Source organism: Staphylococcus cornubiensis, from assembly GCF_900183575.1.
Taxonomy (GTDB): Bacteria; Bacillota; Bacilli; order Staphylococcales; family Staphylococcaceae; genus Staphylococcus; species Staphylococcus cornubiensis.
This window is the reverse complement of sequence record NZ_FXUZ01000009.1, coordinates 31,839-50,542: the sequence shown is the minus strand read 5'-3', so window position 1 is coordinate 50,542 and position 18,704 is coordinate 31,839. Positions and strand designations below refer to the sequence as shown.

The following is an 18,704-nucleotide window of genomic DNA, read 5'->3' as shown; positions in this document are numbered from 1 at the left end:
TTGCCCTCCTCCATCATACACTATTTAAATAAAGTTTGATAGGTTATTCTTAATTTATCTTTCTTAGTACGCTCACCAATAGCAGTGATTTTAGCACGGCCATACCCTTGAATAGACAACAAGTCTCCTGCTTCAAGTTGGAAATCGGCCGCTTCAATGAGCGTATGGTTCACCTTGACACGCTTACGTTGAATATGTGTCTTCGCAATCGTTCGTGACTTACGAATCATTTCCTTCAATACAACGTCAAGTCTCGTTGCGCTCACTGTTGCTTCATGGGTCTCCCAATACTCTTCTGATTGTATCATATCTTCAAACGGGATAACATTAAGTTTAATTGTAGCCCCTTTAATACGTGTTAATTCTAACATAATATACGATTCAAGTTGCTTTGTCAAAACAAATTGAATCCGCTCAGCTACAATAATATCACCGACTTGTTCGCGTTCAATACCAAGTGACATCAGTGTGCCTAGTACATGTTGATGTTGTAGTGTAACAAACTTTGCTGGGTAATCAATTTCGATTAACGTTAACTCAAAGTCTTCACGTGTCGGTTCATAATAACTTGGCGCAATGACTGCACGACATCTTTCTGAATCACGTCCCCCATCAAAAGCCACATGCAAGTCATTGAAGCTTCCGACGATGACTTGCAACATGTATTGACCTCGTGGATCTAAAAAATGCGTCAATACAGGGGCATATTGCGCTTCAGCCTGACGCACTTTATCTAATAAATAATCTATCTGTTCATGCTCTTCAGGTCTAAAATGTTGATAAATATCCATGTTTGAACTCCTTATTTGCTCAATGTTCCATCGTCAATGAAAACATACATACTATTTCATTTCCACATTCGCGTTGCATTGAATGTCTAAACGCAATGTATACACCATATTAAGTTCAGTATACATGGCTTTGAATGAAGTTTAAAGCACGACACGATAACAAATTCCATACACAAATCGTAGTAAAGGGACCAGGTCACATTGCGTTTCCCAGCCCCCTCTCCTACGATAGACGAAAATCAAAATATAGAAATATAAAATCAATTAAGGTTGATAAACCTCAAACCTCTACGGATTATTTTGCTGATACAATTTCAGACAGGTTCACTTTGCGATCTTCTTTCAGTGATAACGTGCACGCATCCGCTGTCGCAATCGATTCAAGCGCTGCGATACCATTCGTCAGCTTCACATAATCTTCCTCTACTGTACCGCCCTGCATTAAGTGATGAAGATAAGCCATTTCTTTATCTATACACGTTTGTAACCACTGCGGCGTTCTCACACCAGGTTGACCATAGGCAATTGCGCCATCCATACCACGTCCGGTATAAATCGCTGTCCGTTCATCATCTTCTTGTTGTGTTTCATGAATTAAGAAATGGGATTCACCTTCACCTTTGACACGCAATGTCCCTGCAGTGTGATATAAGTCTAATTTAATGGCGCCTAATGTCCCTTCAATGAGGACATAGTGTTCTCCCCAACGAAACGCATTGCCATATTCTAATACTGCATAACGTTGATCTGCGTATTCTAACTGAATCAGCAACATATCATCTTCATCACCGAATTGTTCACCCTGATGATATACATTGCCGCCTACCATCGTTACTTTTTCAGGAAGTCCTCCCATCAAAAATTGAATGCAATCCAGTTCATGAATATGATGATACAAATGTCCCCCCGACTGATTACGCAATTTCTTCCAGGAGACAGTCGGCTGTGGTTCTTCCCAACCTGTTCTGGCTGCATGACAAAAGAGGACTTTTCCTATTTTACCTTGCATAATCAGTTCTTTCGCACGATGAACCCCATTGAAGAAATTCATAATGTGGCCCGCCATAAACAATACTTGATTTTCTTCACATGCTGCGACCATCGCTTGACAGTCTTCGTAATTTAACGCAATCGGCTTCTCACAAAAGACGTGTTTGCCGTGTTCAGCCGCTTTGATGACGGGTTCACGATGCAAATGACTCGGTGACGCAACAATGACACAATCGACATCCTCGCGAGACACCAGTGCGTCAAGACACTCGCAGTTATCCGCACCAAGCTCTGTCGCAATCGTTTCGCCATGTGCCGGGTCATATATCGCTGTGACATGCGCACCATCAATTTTCACGAGTGAACGCGCCAAATCTGCCCCAAAGTAACCCGCACCAACAATGCCATATTTCACCATTGTTTTTCCTTCTTTCACTCTATTTTGTAACTTCAATTCTATGCATTCAGTACTTTAAATACGAGCTTTTTCACCGGTTTGTCATCATGACCAATTTTCGGTTGATGCAAATCTTCTTCAAAAGTAATTAACAAATTCGTCGGTGTCATCTCAATGAGTTGATACTGTTCCCCTTTAAACAATGCAAAGTCATCCGTTTCATCATAGTCAGCTGTCTGTTCTGCAAATTTTGGGGATGTTACCGCAATTTTTTCTGCATGTTCTAACACTAAATGAATATCGATGTACTTTTGATGATTTTCAAACTGTTGGCCTGGAACACCATCTGCTACATATGACATACAATTCGCAAACACATTGTCGCCATCAATGTCCACTTTCCCTAACTCAAGCGTTGCCAAATCCGTTTGCTCTAGAAAATCAATCACTTTACTCAAATGTGGATTCACTCCCACATATCTTTTTAAATCTTCACGTTCTGCTACAATCATTCCAAACACCTCTCCTTGAATTAATGACGTTTTTCCCAACTTTTATCTGCAAGAATTTCTGGCATGTCATGAATCGTTGTAAATTGTGGTGCTGACACCTTATTGCCAGTTAATAATGACACGATATAGCCGACTACTAAAGAAACACTGATTGAAATAAATGAATATGCCCAGTAGTTGACCGCTTCTGGAGGCAATACATATTTAATGCACACCATCACAATGGTTGCAACAATTAACGCAGCATAAGCGCCTTGCTTGTTCGCTTTTTTACTCACAAATCCTAAAATGAAAATACCACCGAGTAAACCGAGTACAAGTCCCATAAAGCCGTTAAACCATTCGTAAGCAGATTTGATATCAGAGTGTGCCATCACAATTGCCACTAAAATTGAGAACACACCTACAAGTAATGAGACGATTTGCGCAATTCTTGTACGGATTTTATCTGACATTTGTTTCGCAACCACTTCTTGAATATCTAAAGTCCAAGATGTCGCCACTGAGTTTAAACCTGTTGAAATCGTCGACTGTGCTGCGGCATAAATCGCTGCTAAAATAATACCTGTTACCCCAACCGGCAATTGATACGCAATAAAGTAAATAAAGATTTGGTCACGTCGAATCGCTTTTGTCGCTTCACTCACATTTTGAAGTTGGTAAAACACGTATAAACCTGTTCCGATTAAATAGAATACTGTCGCTACACCTAATGATAACACACCGTTTGTGAACAACATTTTATTTAACTTTTTAATATTTTGTGTTGTCGTAAAACGTTGTACTAAGTCTTGAGATGACGCGTAAGATGAGAAAATCGTTAAACCAGAACCAAACACGATTAAGAAAATCGAACCTGATAAAATATTCGGATCAAACCATTTTTCTGTCGGTGCAATAAATTTACCGTGTGCCAATTGTTCTGTAATCGCACCTACACCGCCATCAATATCTTTAATCAACACGAATAACGCGATCAATGCCCCAGCTGATAAAATGACCCCTTGAATAAAGTCCGTCCAAAGTACAGATTTCAAACCACCTGTATAAGAGTACACAATCGCGATCACACCCATTAAGATGATTAAAATATTAATATCGATACCTGTTAATTTCGCTAAACCTACTGATGGTAAATACATGATAATCGACATACGCCCAAGTTGGTAAATGATAAAGAGTAACGCAGAAATGACACGTAATGATTTCGCTTCAAATCGACGCTCTAAATAATCATAAGCCGTATCAATGTCCATACGCGCAAATATTGGCAACACGTATTTAATTGCTAACGGTATTGCAATCAACATTCCTAATTGGGCAAACCATAAAATCCAGCTCCCAGCGTAAGAGTTCCCTGCAAGTCCTAAAAACGAAATGGGACTCAACATCGTCGCAAAGATTGATACCGATGTCACATACCACGGCACCGAGCCATCCCCTTTGAAGAATTCTTTCCCTTGCATCTCTTTTTTCGAGAAGTAAAGCCCGGCCACTAATACAGCAAGTAAGTATACAATTAATACAAATAAATCAACTAAAGTAAAACCAGTTGTATTCATCATCAACACTCCTTTATTATGCGTTCACTATGATGCTAAAAATTGTTGTCTTGCAGCTACAATCATTTGTGCCGCTTCTTGTGCAATGATTTTATCTTCTTCTGCTAATGGTTCTAACGGTGCGCGCACTGAACCTAAATCTACATTTTCATTGATTCTGAGCACCTCTTTTGCGACTGCATACATATTGCCTTGACCCGACACTAATTTGGCAATAATGTCATTAATCGCAAATTGGAGGACTTGTGCTTCTGCCATATTTTGATCAATGATAAGCTGATTCAATTTCACAAATAAATCAGGCATCACCCCATATGTACCACCAATACCAGCCTTTGCTCCCATTGTGCGACCACCGACAAACTGTTCGTCTGGACCGTTGAAAACAATGTAGTCTTCACCCGCCGCAGCAGCAAAAGTTTGAATATCTTGCACAGGCATAGAAGAGTTTTTAACACCAATGACACGTGGATTTTTACGCATCGCTTGATACAATTGACTTGTTAGTGCGACACCAGCTAATTGCGGAATATTATAAATCACAAAATCCGTATTGGGTGCCGCATCACTGATCGCATTCCAGTACTTTTCGATGGAATATTCTGGTAATTTAAAGTAAATCGGTGGAATGGCCGCAATCGCATCGACACCCAGTTGTTCAGAGTGTGCTGCTAAAATCGCGCTCTCTTTCGTGTTATTACAAGCGACATGGTTAATCACCGTTATCTTTCCTTTTGCGACATCCATCACTGCCTCAATGATTTGTTTACGTTCTTCAGTCGTCAAATAAATACATTCTCCGGACGATCCATTCACATAAAGGCCTTGCACACCTTTGTCAATCAAATACTGAACTTGTTGACGTACGCGTTCTTGACTCACTTCACCTTGCTCATCATAGCACGCATAAAATGCAGGGATAATCCCTTCATATCGACTTAAATCTCTCATAGTCATTCTCCTCTTCTTCATCAATATTGCAAAATACATTATCTTATTACATATAAAATTTTATTGTACAACGCTTATAAAACAGTATAAATGACCCTTTTTCACTTATCTATGGACTAGGACATCGTATGATTAAAGCTTATCTGATAATTAGAATGCGTATCAAATCAACACACAATTCTAAGATATAGCTCAGTACAACACATAAGGCTATCAAAAGTTTTTATATGTCAGCCCTGTTTCTTTATCAATAATTGTTCGATCATAATACATCCGTCTTTCTGGCTCCTCCAAATAATAAGAGAATAAACAATCGGTCATGAGTAATATTGGAAATTGCGGTGAAATCACATTGCCATACGATAAATGTTTACTCGCTGCTAACAAAAGAATTTCGTCACACCCAAAGTCGTGTGCGTTAAAATTTCTAGTCGTCATCAGTACAGTATGTGCACCTTGAGATTTAGCACGTTTGATCGCTTGTAAGACTGAACCCGTTTTTCCAGAAATTGAAGCACCGATTACAAGACAAGATGCGTCGACTAAAAGATTGTTCCATACAAACATGTCATTGTCTTCAATCACTTCACAAATAATGCCAAGTCTCATAAACCTCATTTTCATTTCTTTTAACGCAAGTGCCGAACTGCCTTTTCCATAAAGATACACGCGCTCAGCTTGATCAATCATCTCCTTAATATGCTCTAACTGGCTTTCATTGAGAATTGAATAATTTTTACGTAGCATTTCCTCATAATCAAACAAAACTTTTTGTGTTAAGTCTTTGTATGCCAGTATATCCTCTTTTTCACGCATCATTTCTCTATAATGAAACAAAAATTCTCTAAAACCTGTGAAACCACACTTTTTCGCAAAGCGTGTCAATGTTGCTTTAGACACATGCAGCTGTTGGCTAAACATTTCAGACGATAAATCCTCGACAGTTGTTTGTTTCAGAAAAAACTGCGCCACACCTTTTTCAGTTGTCGTCATATTTTCAAGATTCGATTCAATCATTGGAACGAGTACTTTATAAAACCTCATCGTTAACACCTCAATGTTGTAAGCGTTTACACAATTAATTGTATGCGGTGATGTTCTTTTTTTCAAGCACTCATATCATTTTAGAAACATGTTTCAGAGTAGAAATAATAACTTTTTATATCATTTCTTTTCATATGACATTTTCTCTTTATCTTAATGCATTTTCCGCTTATCAACGCCAAAAAAATAGACTGACAAAACGCCATTCCAACGTTTAACCAGTCTAATCATGGTATATGATTTTCTAATAAAGTTGTTTTAGAATCAATTTAAAGATTGCTACAAGTCCACGTTCAAACAAATTCAGTACTAAAAATGCCACGATAGGTGAAATATCAACAATACCTAATGGTGGAATAATACGTCTAAATGGTTCTAAAAATGGCTCATAAATTCTAGACATCCATCGCCCAACTGCACTCTCTCTTGCACCTGGTAACCATGACATGAAAATATAAATAATCATACCAAATGTGTAAACTTTGACAATGAATAACAGAAATTCAAGGATGGATGTTAATAACTCGATGTTCATAGCATGCTCCCTTATTTATAATGGTTTTCCATAGATTCGATATGATCTGTAATGCTTCCAGCGACCTCAACATTGTCTGGTGTACATAAGAAAATATCGGCACCGACACGTTGAATATCTCCGCCAATCGCATAAACTGTACCACTTAAAAAGTCGATAATACGTTTTGCAGAGACTTGATCAATCCGTTGAAGGTTAACAAGTGTCGCACGACGATTTTTCAATTCATCTGCAATATCTTGTGTATCTGAAAATACACGTGGTTCAAATAAACACATTTTAGAACTACCATTTTGATAAGTGTCTTGTGTTGGGCTCATATTCACCACATTCCCTTGCTCTTGTTTTTGGGCAACTTGCAATTGTTTATCTTGATGAGAAGATTTCGAACGTGTAGATTGGCGTTTCGGTACTGATTGAACTGCTCTTGGACGCTCAGTTTGTTGTTTGTTTGCTTGTTGTTGCGCCTGCTGTTGCTCACGTTCACGACGACGTTCTTCTTCTTGAATGAAATCTTCATCTTCCTCTTCTTCAATTGTGAAAAAATTGTTGAACAAATCTTTTATAGCCACTGGATTCACTCCTCTTTTCCTACAAGACGCGTTCCAATTCTAACAAATGTGGCACCCTTTTTCGTGGCAATGTGATAATCATTACTCATTCCCATTGAAAGTTCTGTACAAGGTGCATATGTAAGATTCAAAGATTGGACTTCATCGCGTTTATTTTTAAGTTTTTCAAAAATGTCTTCTAAATAAGCTTCATCATCTGTGTATGGTGCCATAGTCATGAGTCCTACGACACGGATATGATCATAGTTTGCTAACATTTCAATGAAAGGCACAACCTCTTCTAAAGCAATCCCATGTTTAGATGCTTCACCAGAAACGTTAACTTGTACGAAACAGTTAATATCGTGTTCGGCACGTTTACTAATTTCTTTGGCCAAGCTTTTACGGTCTAATGCATGTAAGTAATCAATCTCATTAATAACTTCTTTCACTTTACGTGATTGCAAAGAGCCAATAAAATGCATGTGTACATCATCTGGTAAAGCTGCTTTCTTCTCTAAAAAGCCTTCGATACGGTTTTCACCAAAATGACGAATGCCAGCTTCATAAGCTTCTTTTGCTCGATTAATTGTAACATATTTTGTGACTGCAATCACGCGAGGTCTTGTTTCATCTTCTCGAAAAGTAGCATATTTATTTATAGTTTGCTCTATTTCTTCTAAATTTGTCTTAACTGACATTTAATCATCTCCACTTTCATTCAATGATTGAGAAATAAATGCTAACATTCTTCCCGTATTTCCTTTTTCTAAACGATACGAGAAAAATAAATCCAAATCTTCTGAAGTCGCATATTCCGTACGATAAATATGTTCACGCGGTACGCCATACTGTTCAAGTAATAATTGGTTCGCATATTTCAAGTCAATACCATGACGGTCCTCGCCACGTGTTTCAATATAAGCTGCACTGTCAATCGGCAGCTGTTTAAATTGATTCAATATGTCATCATTGATTTCATAACTATCGGAAGTTGCAGGACCAATCACTACATATAAGTCATTATAGTCGTATGGAAATTGATCTAACACGCGGTGTACTATTGTTCCGACCGTCCCACGCCAACCTGCATGTGCTAAAGCAATAAAGTGATGTGAAGGGCTATAAAAATAAATGGGTACACAATCTGCATAACACATCGTCAACACCGTGTCATTGTCGTAAGTGTACATCGCATCTATCCCGTGAAGCGTATCTGGCGCAAGGGCGTCAATATTTTTACCACGATCCGCTTGCGTCACTTCTACTACATTGGCTTCATGTGTTTGTATTGGAAAGACCCACTGCGCTCGAGGAAAACCAATTTCTTGCGCCAAAACTTCTTGGTGATGGGTAATATTTTCCGGCTGATCATCAATATATCTTGCCATGTTGAATGCTTGAGTTGGATACGCACTCACACCATCGCCTCGTGTCGTGATACCGATGTGAACACCTTGCGCTAAACTCGGTTGATAAGACAAATGATGCGCCTTTTTCGTAAATAATTCCATCATAACCCTCCCTTTTATCTTAGCTATTAAAAACTGCTAGGACATTGATGAAGTGACAATTGTCCTAGCAGTTCATGACATCCTATGTAAGATAAGTATGATACTTTATCCAGTTGATAGGTGTACTTTATATTTCAACATATCACACGATTAACGACGTGTTCTTCTTGAGCGTCTTTCTTCTCTGTTACGAATAAAGCTTGGAATATCGTCGTCAGCTGTTGTATGGCTACGTCCACCTTCAACTTCTTTCTCTTGCGTTGAAGCTTGACCTGCATGACCGCCGAAGCTTGATTCTTTTGAGCTTGTTGGCGCGGCACTTGTACCAAAACCAGAATGACCTTGTTTACGTGCTTGTGAAGAAGGTTTGTCTTCAAAACCCGTCGCAATCACTGTAACAACAATTTCATCTTGTAATTCTGGGTTGATTACTGTACCGAAAATCATGTTCACATCTTCATCTGCAGCATCTTGTACAATGTCAGCAGCTTCTTGTGCTTCGAATAAAGATAATGATTCGCCACCAGTGATGTTCATTAACACACCTTGTGCACCAACGATTGATGTTTCAAGCAAAGGAGAAGAAATGGCTTTTTTCGCCGCTTCAACTGCACGGTTTTCACCAGATGATACACCGATACCCATTAATGCAGAACCTTGGTTTGACATGATTGTTTTAACGTCAGCAAAGTCGAGGTTCACTTCACCAGATACTGCAATTAAATCAGAAATACCTTGTACACCTTGACGTAATACGTTGTCAGCTTCTTTAAATGCTTCCATCATTGGCGTAGATTTATCTACAATATCTAACAAACGATCGTTAGGAATGACAATTAATGTATCCACAGCGGCTTTCATTGCTTCAACACCAGCAGCAGCTTGTGTTTGACGTTTACGACCTTCGAAACTAAATGGACGTGTGACAACACCCACTGTTAAAGCGCCCATTTCTTTTGCGATTTTGGCTACAACAGGCGCTGCACCAGTACCTGTACCGCCACCCATACCTGCAGTAACGAATACCATGTCTGCACCTTGGATAGCATCTTCAATTTGTTCACGTGACTCTTCCGCAGCTTTTTTACCAATTTCAGGGTTCGCACCTGCACCTAAACCACGTGTTAATTTTTCACCAATTTGGATTTTAGATTCCGCTTTAGATAAGTTTAAAGCTTGCCCGTCTGTGTTAATTGCAATAAATTCAACATTGTTCATACCGTGGTCAATCATTCGGTTAACAGCATTATTACCGCCACCACCGACACCGATGACTTTAAGTGTCGCTAAATGATTAAATCCTTGTTCAAATTCTAACATTTAAATTTCCTCCTAATCTTTGTAGCCAATCAATCAAACAGTGATTTCATAATCTTCTTGAACTTACTTTCTTCTTGTTTAGGTTCTGCATGTTCATGTCGATCAATGTCTTCATATACCTCTTCCGAAGTATCATCGTCGACAAATTCTGAATTTGCCGTGTCTTGTGATTGTTGTTTTTTTGGTTTTTTCTTGAAGAATGACTCAAAACCACCTGATTTATGTTCTTGTCGTTTTGAATCGCTTTCAATGATTTCTTCTTCAATTTCTTCATTATCATGATTACTAATTGTAACATAATCCAACAGTTCATCGAAAGCAATACTACTAGAAATTGTGGAAATTGCTGAAGAAAATTCTGGTTTTCTTACTCCCATTTGTGAAGGTGTATGAATGCGTACTTTTTCATTCACCATATCTTGGAGCAATTCTTTCACGCCGAGTAAGTTAGCGGAACCCCCTGTTACCACAAATCCACCATTGACTTTCGTTAAACCTAACTCTTGTAAAACATCGAACACTTCAAAGAGAATGTCTTCTACACGTGCTTCAATCACGTCACTGAGCTCTTTTTGAGTAAATTGTGCAGGTTCTTCAGAATCAAGTTGGTTCACTGTGAAAACATCTTGGTCTGAAGCTGAATCATAAAATGCATGACCATATTGTTGCTTAATCTTCTCTGCTGTATCGTATGTAGTATTTAAAAATTGTGCAATGTCTTCAGTGATATGACGGCCTGCCATAAAGACCACATCAGCGTCTACTAACTCACCACGTTCATAAAACGCAATCTGAGTTAAATCTTCACCAATGTCAATCACACATGCACCAAGCTCTCGCTCAGTTGCGGTTAATACTGAACGGTAATTCAAGGCATCAGAATAAACATCTAACACATCGACACCACAAGCTTCTACACATTTAATCATGTTAATCAAAATAGATTGATTAATCGCAATGACCCCTGCGTCCACTTGTAAAGAGTGACGTGCCACAAGTTCTTTTGGATCTGACACTTCATTGTTGTCATCTACAACGAAACGAATTGGGAACGTATCGATGACTTCCGTTTCAGGTTCCGTATTTTTTTCACGAATCCCTTCAAGAACCTCTTCAATATGTGTGCCATTAATTTCAGTATCTTGATGAAATTCAATTTTATTGGTTTCATCATAGACTTCGGTACTAATAATTGGTAATTTTAAAAACACTTCTTTAATATCCACACTAGATGCGATTGAAGCTTTCTTTATCGTATCTTTAATGGCCTGTTTAGCAAGGTCGAAATCATCAATCAAGCCATTCTTGATTCCATTTGTATAGGTCTGCCCTGTACCTATCACATTAATTCCGTTATGAAATTTTTCACCAACAATCGCTTTCACGCTTGATGAGCCGATATCTACACTAACATAATAATGCTCTTCCATAGATAGGCACCTCCTGACATTTCTTTACATAATTAAGCTATTTTAAGTTTACAATAACACACTATCAATGTGAACTATAAACACATTGGAATTTCAACTTTTTATCGCATTTCAATACCAACGTAATCTTTTTGTAATGCGCAACCATCTATATTCGAGGGTCATTGGAACGAAAAATCATTATAATATAAAAATATTTTCCTTTCTCAACCTCTCTATTCGGATGATTCTTCATCTTTAATCTTGTTTAAAGCCTTTTGTAAATCATCTTTTGCTTTATCTTCGCTCGCTGTACCACTTTGGACTTCTTTTGCACTCGCTGAACTTGATTGTCCATTGTTCACATTGTCATAAGGAATAAACGTCGCACCGACCGACAAATCTATAAAGCCTGATTTTTTCAATTTACCTGTCTCATCTTTTTCTAATGCTTGAGACATACTTGGATAGTACTTCAACTTTTCAGCAATGGTATTCGTATTACCGACGACTTCAATCCCATCACGCATAAAAAGTTTAATTAAATGCGGTTGATCTTTTTGCGGCGCACTTACAATTTCTGAAATTTGTGCACGCGTTGTCCGATCCATTTTCTGAAGTGCATCGACAAGATGACGTTTTTCAGCCCCTTTAAATCCTTCGATATAAGGCGCTTCGTTCGGTACTCGCTGTTTATAATCTTTTAACACTTTGCCATTTTCAATCATAGGAACGACACGTGATTTTTCTGTCGTCACTGCGATGATGTCATGTTCTTTCACGTTGACTTCAATAGGATTAAACAAGCCTTTTTCGATCGTCACTTGATCAATCAATTCATTCTTTTTCAAACGTTCCTCGGCATCATCAGAACTGTATGCGTAAATGCGTGGATGGTTTTGAATATCAAGTTCTTTCATGATTTCCTGTTTAGACACAAAATGATTCCCTTTAATGTCAGCACTTTTAATACGACTGATAGGGGTAAACATATAAACCAGGATTAATATAACGATTACAACGAGGACGGCTACAATAATCCGTTGAATGCGTCGCTGCTGAATACGCTGTTTTTTTCTCTTTTCTTTTAAATACTCATTATCAATCTTGGGTATTTCTTTTGTCATTAATCGTCACATCCTTTAATGTGATGGCAAATGTGCTCTGAAAGCTTCAATAAAACGTTCTCCACGTTGTTCAAATGTGTCATATTGATCCCAACTTGCACAAGCAGGAGATAATAATACAACATCATTCGGTTCGATAATCTCTTGAACTTTTGCAACAGCATCCGTCACATCGTTAGCGCGAATGACATACTTCCCTTGACTCTCACCGAGCTTCACAAATTTATCTTGCGTTTCACCAAAAGTAACCATGACCCGTACATTTGTCATGTATGGAATCAGTTCGTCAAAGCCGTTACCCCTATCTAAACCACCACATAACCAAATGACAGGTTGTTTAAATGAGCTTAACGCAAATTGTGTTGCCAGTGTATTCGTTGCTTTAGAATCATTATAGTACTTATTCGTTTTGTTATTGCCAATGTATTGAAGGCGATGCGCAATTCCTGAAAAAGTAGACAATGATTGCACGATTGCACTAATGGAAATACCTGCTAAAATTGCCGCCATGACAGCCGCTAAAATATTTTCCAAATTGTGTTCGCCAGGTAAAACAATATCATCTAAGTGAATGATACGTACACCGTTATATACAATGTACTCTTTTTCCACATAAATACCGTCTACACGATGCTGCGTTGAAAAGTATAAAATTTTAGCTCTAATTTTTGACGTATCAATGAGATGCTTCTGTTTGTCGTTAAAGATTAAATAGTCGCTCTCAGTTTGATTTTGGAAAATACGCTTTTTCGCATTTTGGTAGTTTTCAAGATTTTCGTGATAATCTAAATGCGCAGAATAGATGTTCGTAATAATTGCGATATGCGGGCGATAATGTTCGATACCAAGTAATTGAAATGAAGAAAGTTCAGTAACTAAATATTCGTCTGCCTTTACTTCTTGTGCAACCTTTGATGCAACGAAACCAATATTCCCTGCTAAGCGACCATTTTCACGACTTTTATTAAACATATCACCAATGAGTGAAGTGACTGTCGTTTTACCATTCGTACCAGTAATCCCAATAATCGGTGCCTCAGAAATTAAATAACTCAACTCAACTTCTGTTAAAATTTTTAAACCTTGCTTTTGTGCTTCTTGAATAATAGGCACGGTGTAGGGGATACCAGGGTTTTTGAAAATAATAGGTGCTTCATCTAATAAGGCTAACGGATGTGCACCACTGACGACATTAATGCCCAAATCCTCTAAATCTTTCGCATGGGCATCTTGGGATAAATCATTGCCGTCATTCACCGTAACCTCAGCACCTAGACGATGTAATAATTTTGCTGCTTCGTAACCACTTTTCGCCATGCCGATGACGAGTACTTTTTTACCTCTAAGCCCTGTATAATGTATCAATTAGTTCACTCCCATCCATAAACCGATTAAACCGGTAATTAATCCTACTGACCAGAATACAGTGACAACTTTCCATTCACTCCAACCTACTAATTCAAAATGGTGATGCAATGGACTCATTTTAAAGACACGTTTTCCAGTTAATTTGAAAGAAGTCACTTGAATCATGACTGACAATGTTTCTAATACGAAAACGAGTCCAATCAATAACAATGAAATTTCTTGATTTAACATAATTGAGATTGTCGCAAAGATACCACCGAGCGCTAAACTACCTGTATCCCCCATGAATACTTTCGCAGGGTTAATATTGTATGGTAAAAAGCCGGCTAAAGCTGCGACCATAATAATACAAAATACACCTACTGCAGGTTGTTCAAGCGCAAAACTCATAATCGCATACATAGTAAAACCGATAATCGATAAGCCCGTCGCTAAACCGTCCAGGCCATCTGTTAAATTGACCGCATTTGAAAAACCGACTTGCCAAAAAACAATAAAGATGACATAGCCAAATGATAACGGAATACTTACATCTGTAAATGGCAAGTGAATGTCTGTTGAGAAATCAAATGCGTTAAAACCTTTGGCGACAATAAAGAAAATCACTGCAATCGCAATTTGTGCTAAAAACTTTTGTTTACTCGTTAGCCCTTGGTTATTTTTCTTCACAACAATAATATAGTCATCAATAAAGCCAATCAAACCAAAACCAATTGTGACAAAGAGCAGTAACAGCAAAGGACTTGCTGGTTCTACAAAAATACTTGCGATTATCGTTGTAACAATTGCACCAATTAAAAATGTTAATCCACCCATCGTTGGTGTACCTGTTTTCTTCATATGACTTTGTGGACCTTCTTCTCGAATGCTTTGACCAAATTTCATCCTTTTCAATGTTGGAATTAAAATTGGTACTAAAACTGCTGTAATGACAAATGCGATAATTGCGCTAATAAACCCCATAATATTCTCCTTATCTTCTATTCTTTTTGCTCACATTCATATTCTTTCTGCACATGACGCTATCACTTCAATTCGAGCATACGCATGCCACAACTGAAGTGATAGCATCTGTAGCAGTTCAATTCATCAAGATGAACAGCTGTGTGGTGCATGATGACACTTGAAATCCAACCTCACACTTATTCTGTCTTTTCAGAATCTAACGTTACTTCAATTTTGGTGTTTTTATCTATCGCTGACTGTGGTGATTTCGATTGTGATTTTACAAAACCACTGCCTTTGACCTCCACTTTAATATCAGTCAATGATTCAAAGGCGACAATGTCATCTCTTGTCCAACCTGTCATATCTGGCATTGTTAAATCGCCTTCAGTTAACAAGAGCACATTACTATTTGGCAATAATTGCGCGTTTGACGAAGGTGTTTGACTGACGACTTTTTTACCGTTGCCGATGACGATTGGGTTCAGTTTTTTACCTTTAATTTCGTCCTCAGCACGTTGTACAGTACGGTTTTCAACATCTGGAACATTGCTGATTTTCGTCTTGCTATCATCCACTTCATTATCGCCTACATTTAAATATTGTAAAGTGTTTTTCATAATAGGATTAAATGCTTTACTTACACCCATTTCATAAGCTTCTTGGTCATTCTTTTGGGCTAAGCTCATGCCTGCATAGACGACCACGCGTGGATTGTTACTTGGTGCATGTCCCATAAAGCTTACAAAGTATGGGTTCGGTCCTTTTACATAACCGCCATTATCAGGGTCAGCTACTTGCGCTGTACCTGTCTTACCCCCAATACGATAACCATCTACACGATAGTTTTTCGCATGGCTATCTTCACTATTAACAACTTCATCCAATTGCTTATCCACTTTCTTCGCTGTATCATTTTTAATCGGTTTTCCTACAACTTCACGTTTGCCTTCATAATATGTGTTTTTCGTCACAGGGTTCACGACTGATTGGATAAAGTATGGACGTATCATTTCACCCTTATTGAAAAATGCAGATTGTGCTTGCAACATTTGTGCTGGTGTTACCGTTGTCGATTGACCAAACGCAGATGTTTTTTGCATCAATTCATTTTCCCAGGCAATATTCCCTGATTGTTCACCATCAAACAGGCTACCTGTCGACTTGCCAAAACCGAATTTTTCATACCAAGATTTCATTTTATCCGCACCGACAAGGTCTTGCAGGCGCATCATCAAGGTGTTAGATGAATACGTAAATCCTAGCCCCATGTTGATTTCGCCCCAACCTTTTTTATTCCAGTCGTAAATGCGGGACCCTTGAATATCTCGATAACCTGACTGATACTTGCGATCCGGTTTAAATTCGCCTTCTTGAATCGCAGCAGCCAATCCAAAACTTTTGAATGTCGAACCAGGCTCATACGTGTTTTGATATAAGTCGTTCGCCCATTTTTTACCGAAGTCCTCTCCCGTATCTGGATTGAACGTTGGTCGTTGGCTATATGCTAAAATTTCACCTGTTTTCGCATCCATCACGACAGCAAAAAGGTCTTTTGGTTCATAATGCTCAACCATTTTATCTAATGCATCTTCAACAAAAATTTGGATATTTGAATCAATCGTTAAATGTACGTCGTCACCACGTTGAGGCGCTACTTCATTTTTGGAATTTGGAATAATATACCCCCAAATATCTTTAGTAAATGAAGTATGTCCAGCTTTACCAGTCAGATAACTGTCAAAAATCTTTTCAACGCCTAAAGCGCCTTTTAACTTACCTGTATCTGGATCTTTTTGTGCCATTCCAATTAAATGCGAGGCGAACTTGCCATTAGGGTAAAAACGTTTCACTTCAGGATAAAGCGTTATCCCAGGTAAATTGGCTTTCTCGATTTTTTCTTTATCTTGATACGTTAAATTTTGGCCCGGTTTACCAAACTCAACTTGGAACGCTTTTTTCGTATTGAGTCGTTTTTCAATATCCTTTTCAGACATATCGATAATTTTAGCGAGTGCTTTAGCTGTTTTTTTCTTATCCACCACATGTCGAGGCTTATCTGAATCTTTGCTGGCTTGAGGATCTATGACTGCTGCTAAACGAAAGCGGTCGACATCTTCCGCCAAAATTTTACCGTTGCGATCGTAAATCTTACCGCGTTCAGCATCTTCATCTAAATGTGACAAGTACTTTTCATTGGCTTTTGCGATTAAATCTTCTCCTGACGAATGCCCCGTCAACATCACAAAACCATATCTTAAAACCAAAAGAAAAAAGAGCAGCCCGAAAACACCCATCAGGAGGACTGCTCCTAGCTTATTTTTTTTAATTTTAATTTTTCGTTTCGCCATCTTTACGCACTACCTTTACATTGTCGTTCTTCAAGCTCATGCCTTGATCTTCAGCTTTTTTATAAATGCGTTGATATGAAGCATTCTCCATTGTTTCAGACTTTAATGCGCTATTTTGACTTGATTGTTTTTCAATTTTTTGATCTAAATCTGCAATTTTCCCTCTTGTATCATACGCATCCATTTTTAAAGATAGCATATAAATACTGATGACAGCAATAATCGTAACTAGCGTTATGTATAACATTTTTTCAAACCGAGTTAATTTTACGACAACTTGTTTTTTGATGGTTTGCTTTTGCGTCGATTGCTTTTTCTGTGGTTCGACTTGCGGTTGATAGGTATCATAAATTTTTTCTACAGCCATAGTCTCTTTTTCGCCCCTCTATTTTAATATTTCCGCTACTCGAAGTTTTGCACTTCTTGCACGATTATTGTCTTCTAAGTCTGATGCATCAGCGACGATAGGTTTACGATTGACACGTTTTAATTTAGGTGTGTATGCCTCTGGAAGTACGGGCAATCCGCGTGGAACGTCCGGCCCTTTTTCATATTCTTGAAACATTTGCTTACATAAACGATCTTCTAATGAATGGAAAGTAATAACCGAAATACGACCATTCACTTTAACATGTTCAATCGCTTGTTCCAATGAATCTTCAAATGCTGCAAGTTCATCATTGACTGCAATACGAATCGCTTGAAAGACACGTTTTGCAGGATGGCCACCTTTACGTCGTGCTTTTGCTGGAATGCCCTCTTTAATGCATTCCACTAAGTCAAAAGTGGTTTCAATCGGTTGTTGCTGACGCCTTGCTTCAATTTTTCGTGCGATTTGTTTCGAAAATTTTTCTTCCCCATATCGAAAAAAGATCTTCACGAGTGCTTCATAAGACCACGTATTGACAACTTCATAGGCTGAAAGGGGTTGGGTTTGATCCATTCTCATATCTAATTTGGCATTATGTTGGTAACTAAACCCTCGTTCTGGTACATCAAGTTGAGGGCTCGAAACACCTAAGTCGTATAGAATGCCATCCACCTTGTCTATGTTCAACTCAGCTAATATTTGGGCTAAATTTCTAAAGTTGTTATGTATAAACGTGACTTTATGTAAATCTTGTTGCAACTTTTCCTTAGCATGATTGATTGCTGTCATATCTTGATCAATCGCAATCAATCGACCTTCATCCGATAATTGATTCAGAAGATATTGCGAATGTCCTGCGCCACCTAACGTGCAATCAACATAGACGCCATCTTCTTTAATATTCAGTTGGTCTACAGTCTCTTTTAATAACACGCTAATGTGATGAAACACCGCTAACCCTCCATTT

General features: G+C 38.3%; 18 protein-coding genes. All 18 read right to left on the bottom strand.

Annotated elements, in window-relative coordinates; translation table 11 throughout:
- Nucleotides 1-20: 20 nt before the first annotated feature.
- Nucleotides 21-791 (bottom strand): YlmH family RNA-binding protein, encoded by a 771-nt coding sequence (locus CCE82_RS09245; RefSeq protein ID WP_086429110.1) that lies wholly within the window; start codon nt 789-791, stop codon nt 21-23.
- Between the two features lie 295 nt (nt 792-1,086).
- Nucleotides 1,087-2,199, bottom strand: coding sequence for a Gfo/Idh/MocA family protein (locus CCE82_RS09240; RefSeq protein WP_086429109.1), 1,113 nt, complete (start codon nt 2,197-2,199; stop codon nt 1,087-1,089).
- A gap of 38 nt (nt 2,200-2,237) precedes the next feature.
- A complete protein-coding gene (locus tag CCE82_RS09235; protein WP_086429108.1) occupies nt 2,238-2,690 on the bottom strand; it encodes a NanQ anomerase/TabA/YiaL family protein in 453 nt (150 codons plus the stop codon).
- Between the two features lie 20 nt (nt 2,691-2,710).
- A complete protein-coding gene (locus tag CCE82_RS09230; RefSeq protein WP_086429107.1) occupies nt 2,711-4,252 on the bottom strand; it encodes a sodium:solute symporter family protein in 1,542 nt (513 codons plus the stop codon).
- 27 nt (nt 4,253-4,279) lie between these two features.
- The gene (locus CCE82_RS09225; protein ID WP_086429106.1) at nt 4,280-5,203 is read right to left on the bottom strand and encodes a dihydrodipicolinate synthase family protein; all 924 of its coding nucleotides are present in this window, start codon (nt 5,201-5,203) and stop codon (nt 4,280-4,282) included.
- Nucleotides 5,204-5,416: 213 nt separating this feature from the next.
- Nucleotides 5,417-6,247 (bottom strand): MurR/RpiR family transcriptional regulator, encoded by an 831-nt coding sequence (locus CCE82_RS09220; protein ID WP_086429105.1) that lies wholly within the window; start codon nt 6,245-6,247, stop codon nt 5,417-5,419.
- 244 nt (nt 6,248-6,491) lie between these two features.
- Nucleotides 6,492-6,782: a YggT family protein gene (locus CCE82_RS09215; RefSeq protein WP_086429104.1), complete on the bottom strand. Its 291-nt coding sequence runs from the start codon at nt 6,780-6,782 to the stop codon at nt 6,492-6,494.
- An 11-nt stretch (nt 6,783-6,793) separates the two neighbouring features.
- Nucleotides 6,794-7,354, bottom strand: a complete 561-nt coding sequence (locus tag CCE82_RS09210; protein ID WP_086429103.1) for a cell division protein SepF — start codon at nt 7,352-7,354, stop codon at nt 6,794-6,796.
- A gap of 5 nt (nt 7,355-7,359) precedes the next feature.
- Nucleotides 7,360-8,034, bottom strand: coding sequence for a YggS family pyridoxal phosphate-dependent enzyme (locus tag CCE82_RS09205; protein WP_086429102.1), 675 nt, complete (start codon nt 8,032-8,034; stop codon nt 7,360-7,362).
- Complete coding sequence (pgeF, locus tag CCE82_RS09200; protein WP_167370974.1) at nt 8,035-8,850, bottom strand: peptidoglycan editing factor PgeF; 816 nt, start codon at nt 8,848-8,850, stop codon at nt 8,035-8,037. It lies immediately after the preceding gene.
- Between the two features lie 147 nt (nt 8,851-8,997).
- Complete coding sequence (gene ftsZ / locus CCE82_RS09195) at nt 8,998-10,167, bottom strand: cell division protein FtsZ (RefSeq protein ID WP_086429100.1); 1,170 nt, start codon at nt 10,165-10,167, stop codon at nt 8,998-9,000.
- Between the two features lie 29 nt (nt 10,168-10,196).
- Nucleotides 10,197-11,597 (bottom strand): cell division protein FtsA, encoded by a 1,401-nt coding sequence (gene ftsA / locus CCE82_RS09190; RefSeq protein WP_086429099.1) that lies wholly within the window; start codon nt 11,595-11,597, stop codon nt 10,197-10,199.
- Nucleotides 11,598-11,812: 215 nt separating this feature from the next.
- Complete coding sequence (locus CCE82_RS09185) at nt 11,813-12,703, bottom strand: cell division protein FtsQ/DivIB (protein ID WP_086429098.1); 891 nt, start codon at nt 12,701-12,703, stop codon at nt 11,813-11,815.
- 15 nt (nt 12,704-12,718) lie between these two features.
- On the bottom strand, nt 12,719-14,068 hold the full coding sequence (murD, locus tag CCE82_RS09180) for a UDP-N-acetylmuramoyl-L-alanine--D-glutamate ligase (protein ID WP_086429097.1): 1,350 nt from the start codon (nt 14,066-14,068) through the stop codon (nt 12,719-12,721).
- Entirely contained in the window at nt 14,069-15,034 is a 966-nt protein-coding gene (gene mraY, locus CCE82_RS09175; protein WP_086429096.1) for a phospho-N-acetylmuramoyl-pentapeptide-transferase, read from the bottom strand.
- Between the two features lie 179 nt (nt 15,035-15,213).
- Entirely contained in the window at nt 15,214-17,367 is a 2,154-nt protein-coding gene (locus tag CCE82_RS09170) for a penicillin-binding protein (RefSeq protein ID WP_086429095.1), read from the bottom strand.
- Nucleotides 17,348-17,734, bottom strand: a complete 387-nt coding sequence (gene ftsL, locus CCE82_RS09165; RefSeq protein WP_086429094.1) for a cell division protein FtsL — start codon at nt 17,732-17,734, stop codon at nt 17,348-17,350. The genes CCE82_RS09170 and ftsL overlap by 20 nt, the downstream gene beginning before the upstream one ends.
- An 18-nt stretch (nt 17,735-17,752) precedes the next feature.
- Nucleotides 17,753-18,688, bottom strand: coding sequence for a 16S rRNA (cytosine(1402)-N(4))-methyltransferase RsmH (rsmH, locus tag CCE82_RS09160; RefSeq protein WP_086429125.1), 936 nt, complete (start codon nt 18,686-18,688; stop codon nt 17,753-17,755).
- Nucleotides 18,689-18,704 lie beyond the last annotated feature (16 nt).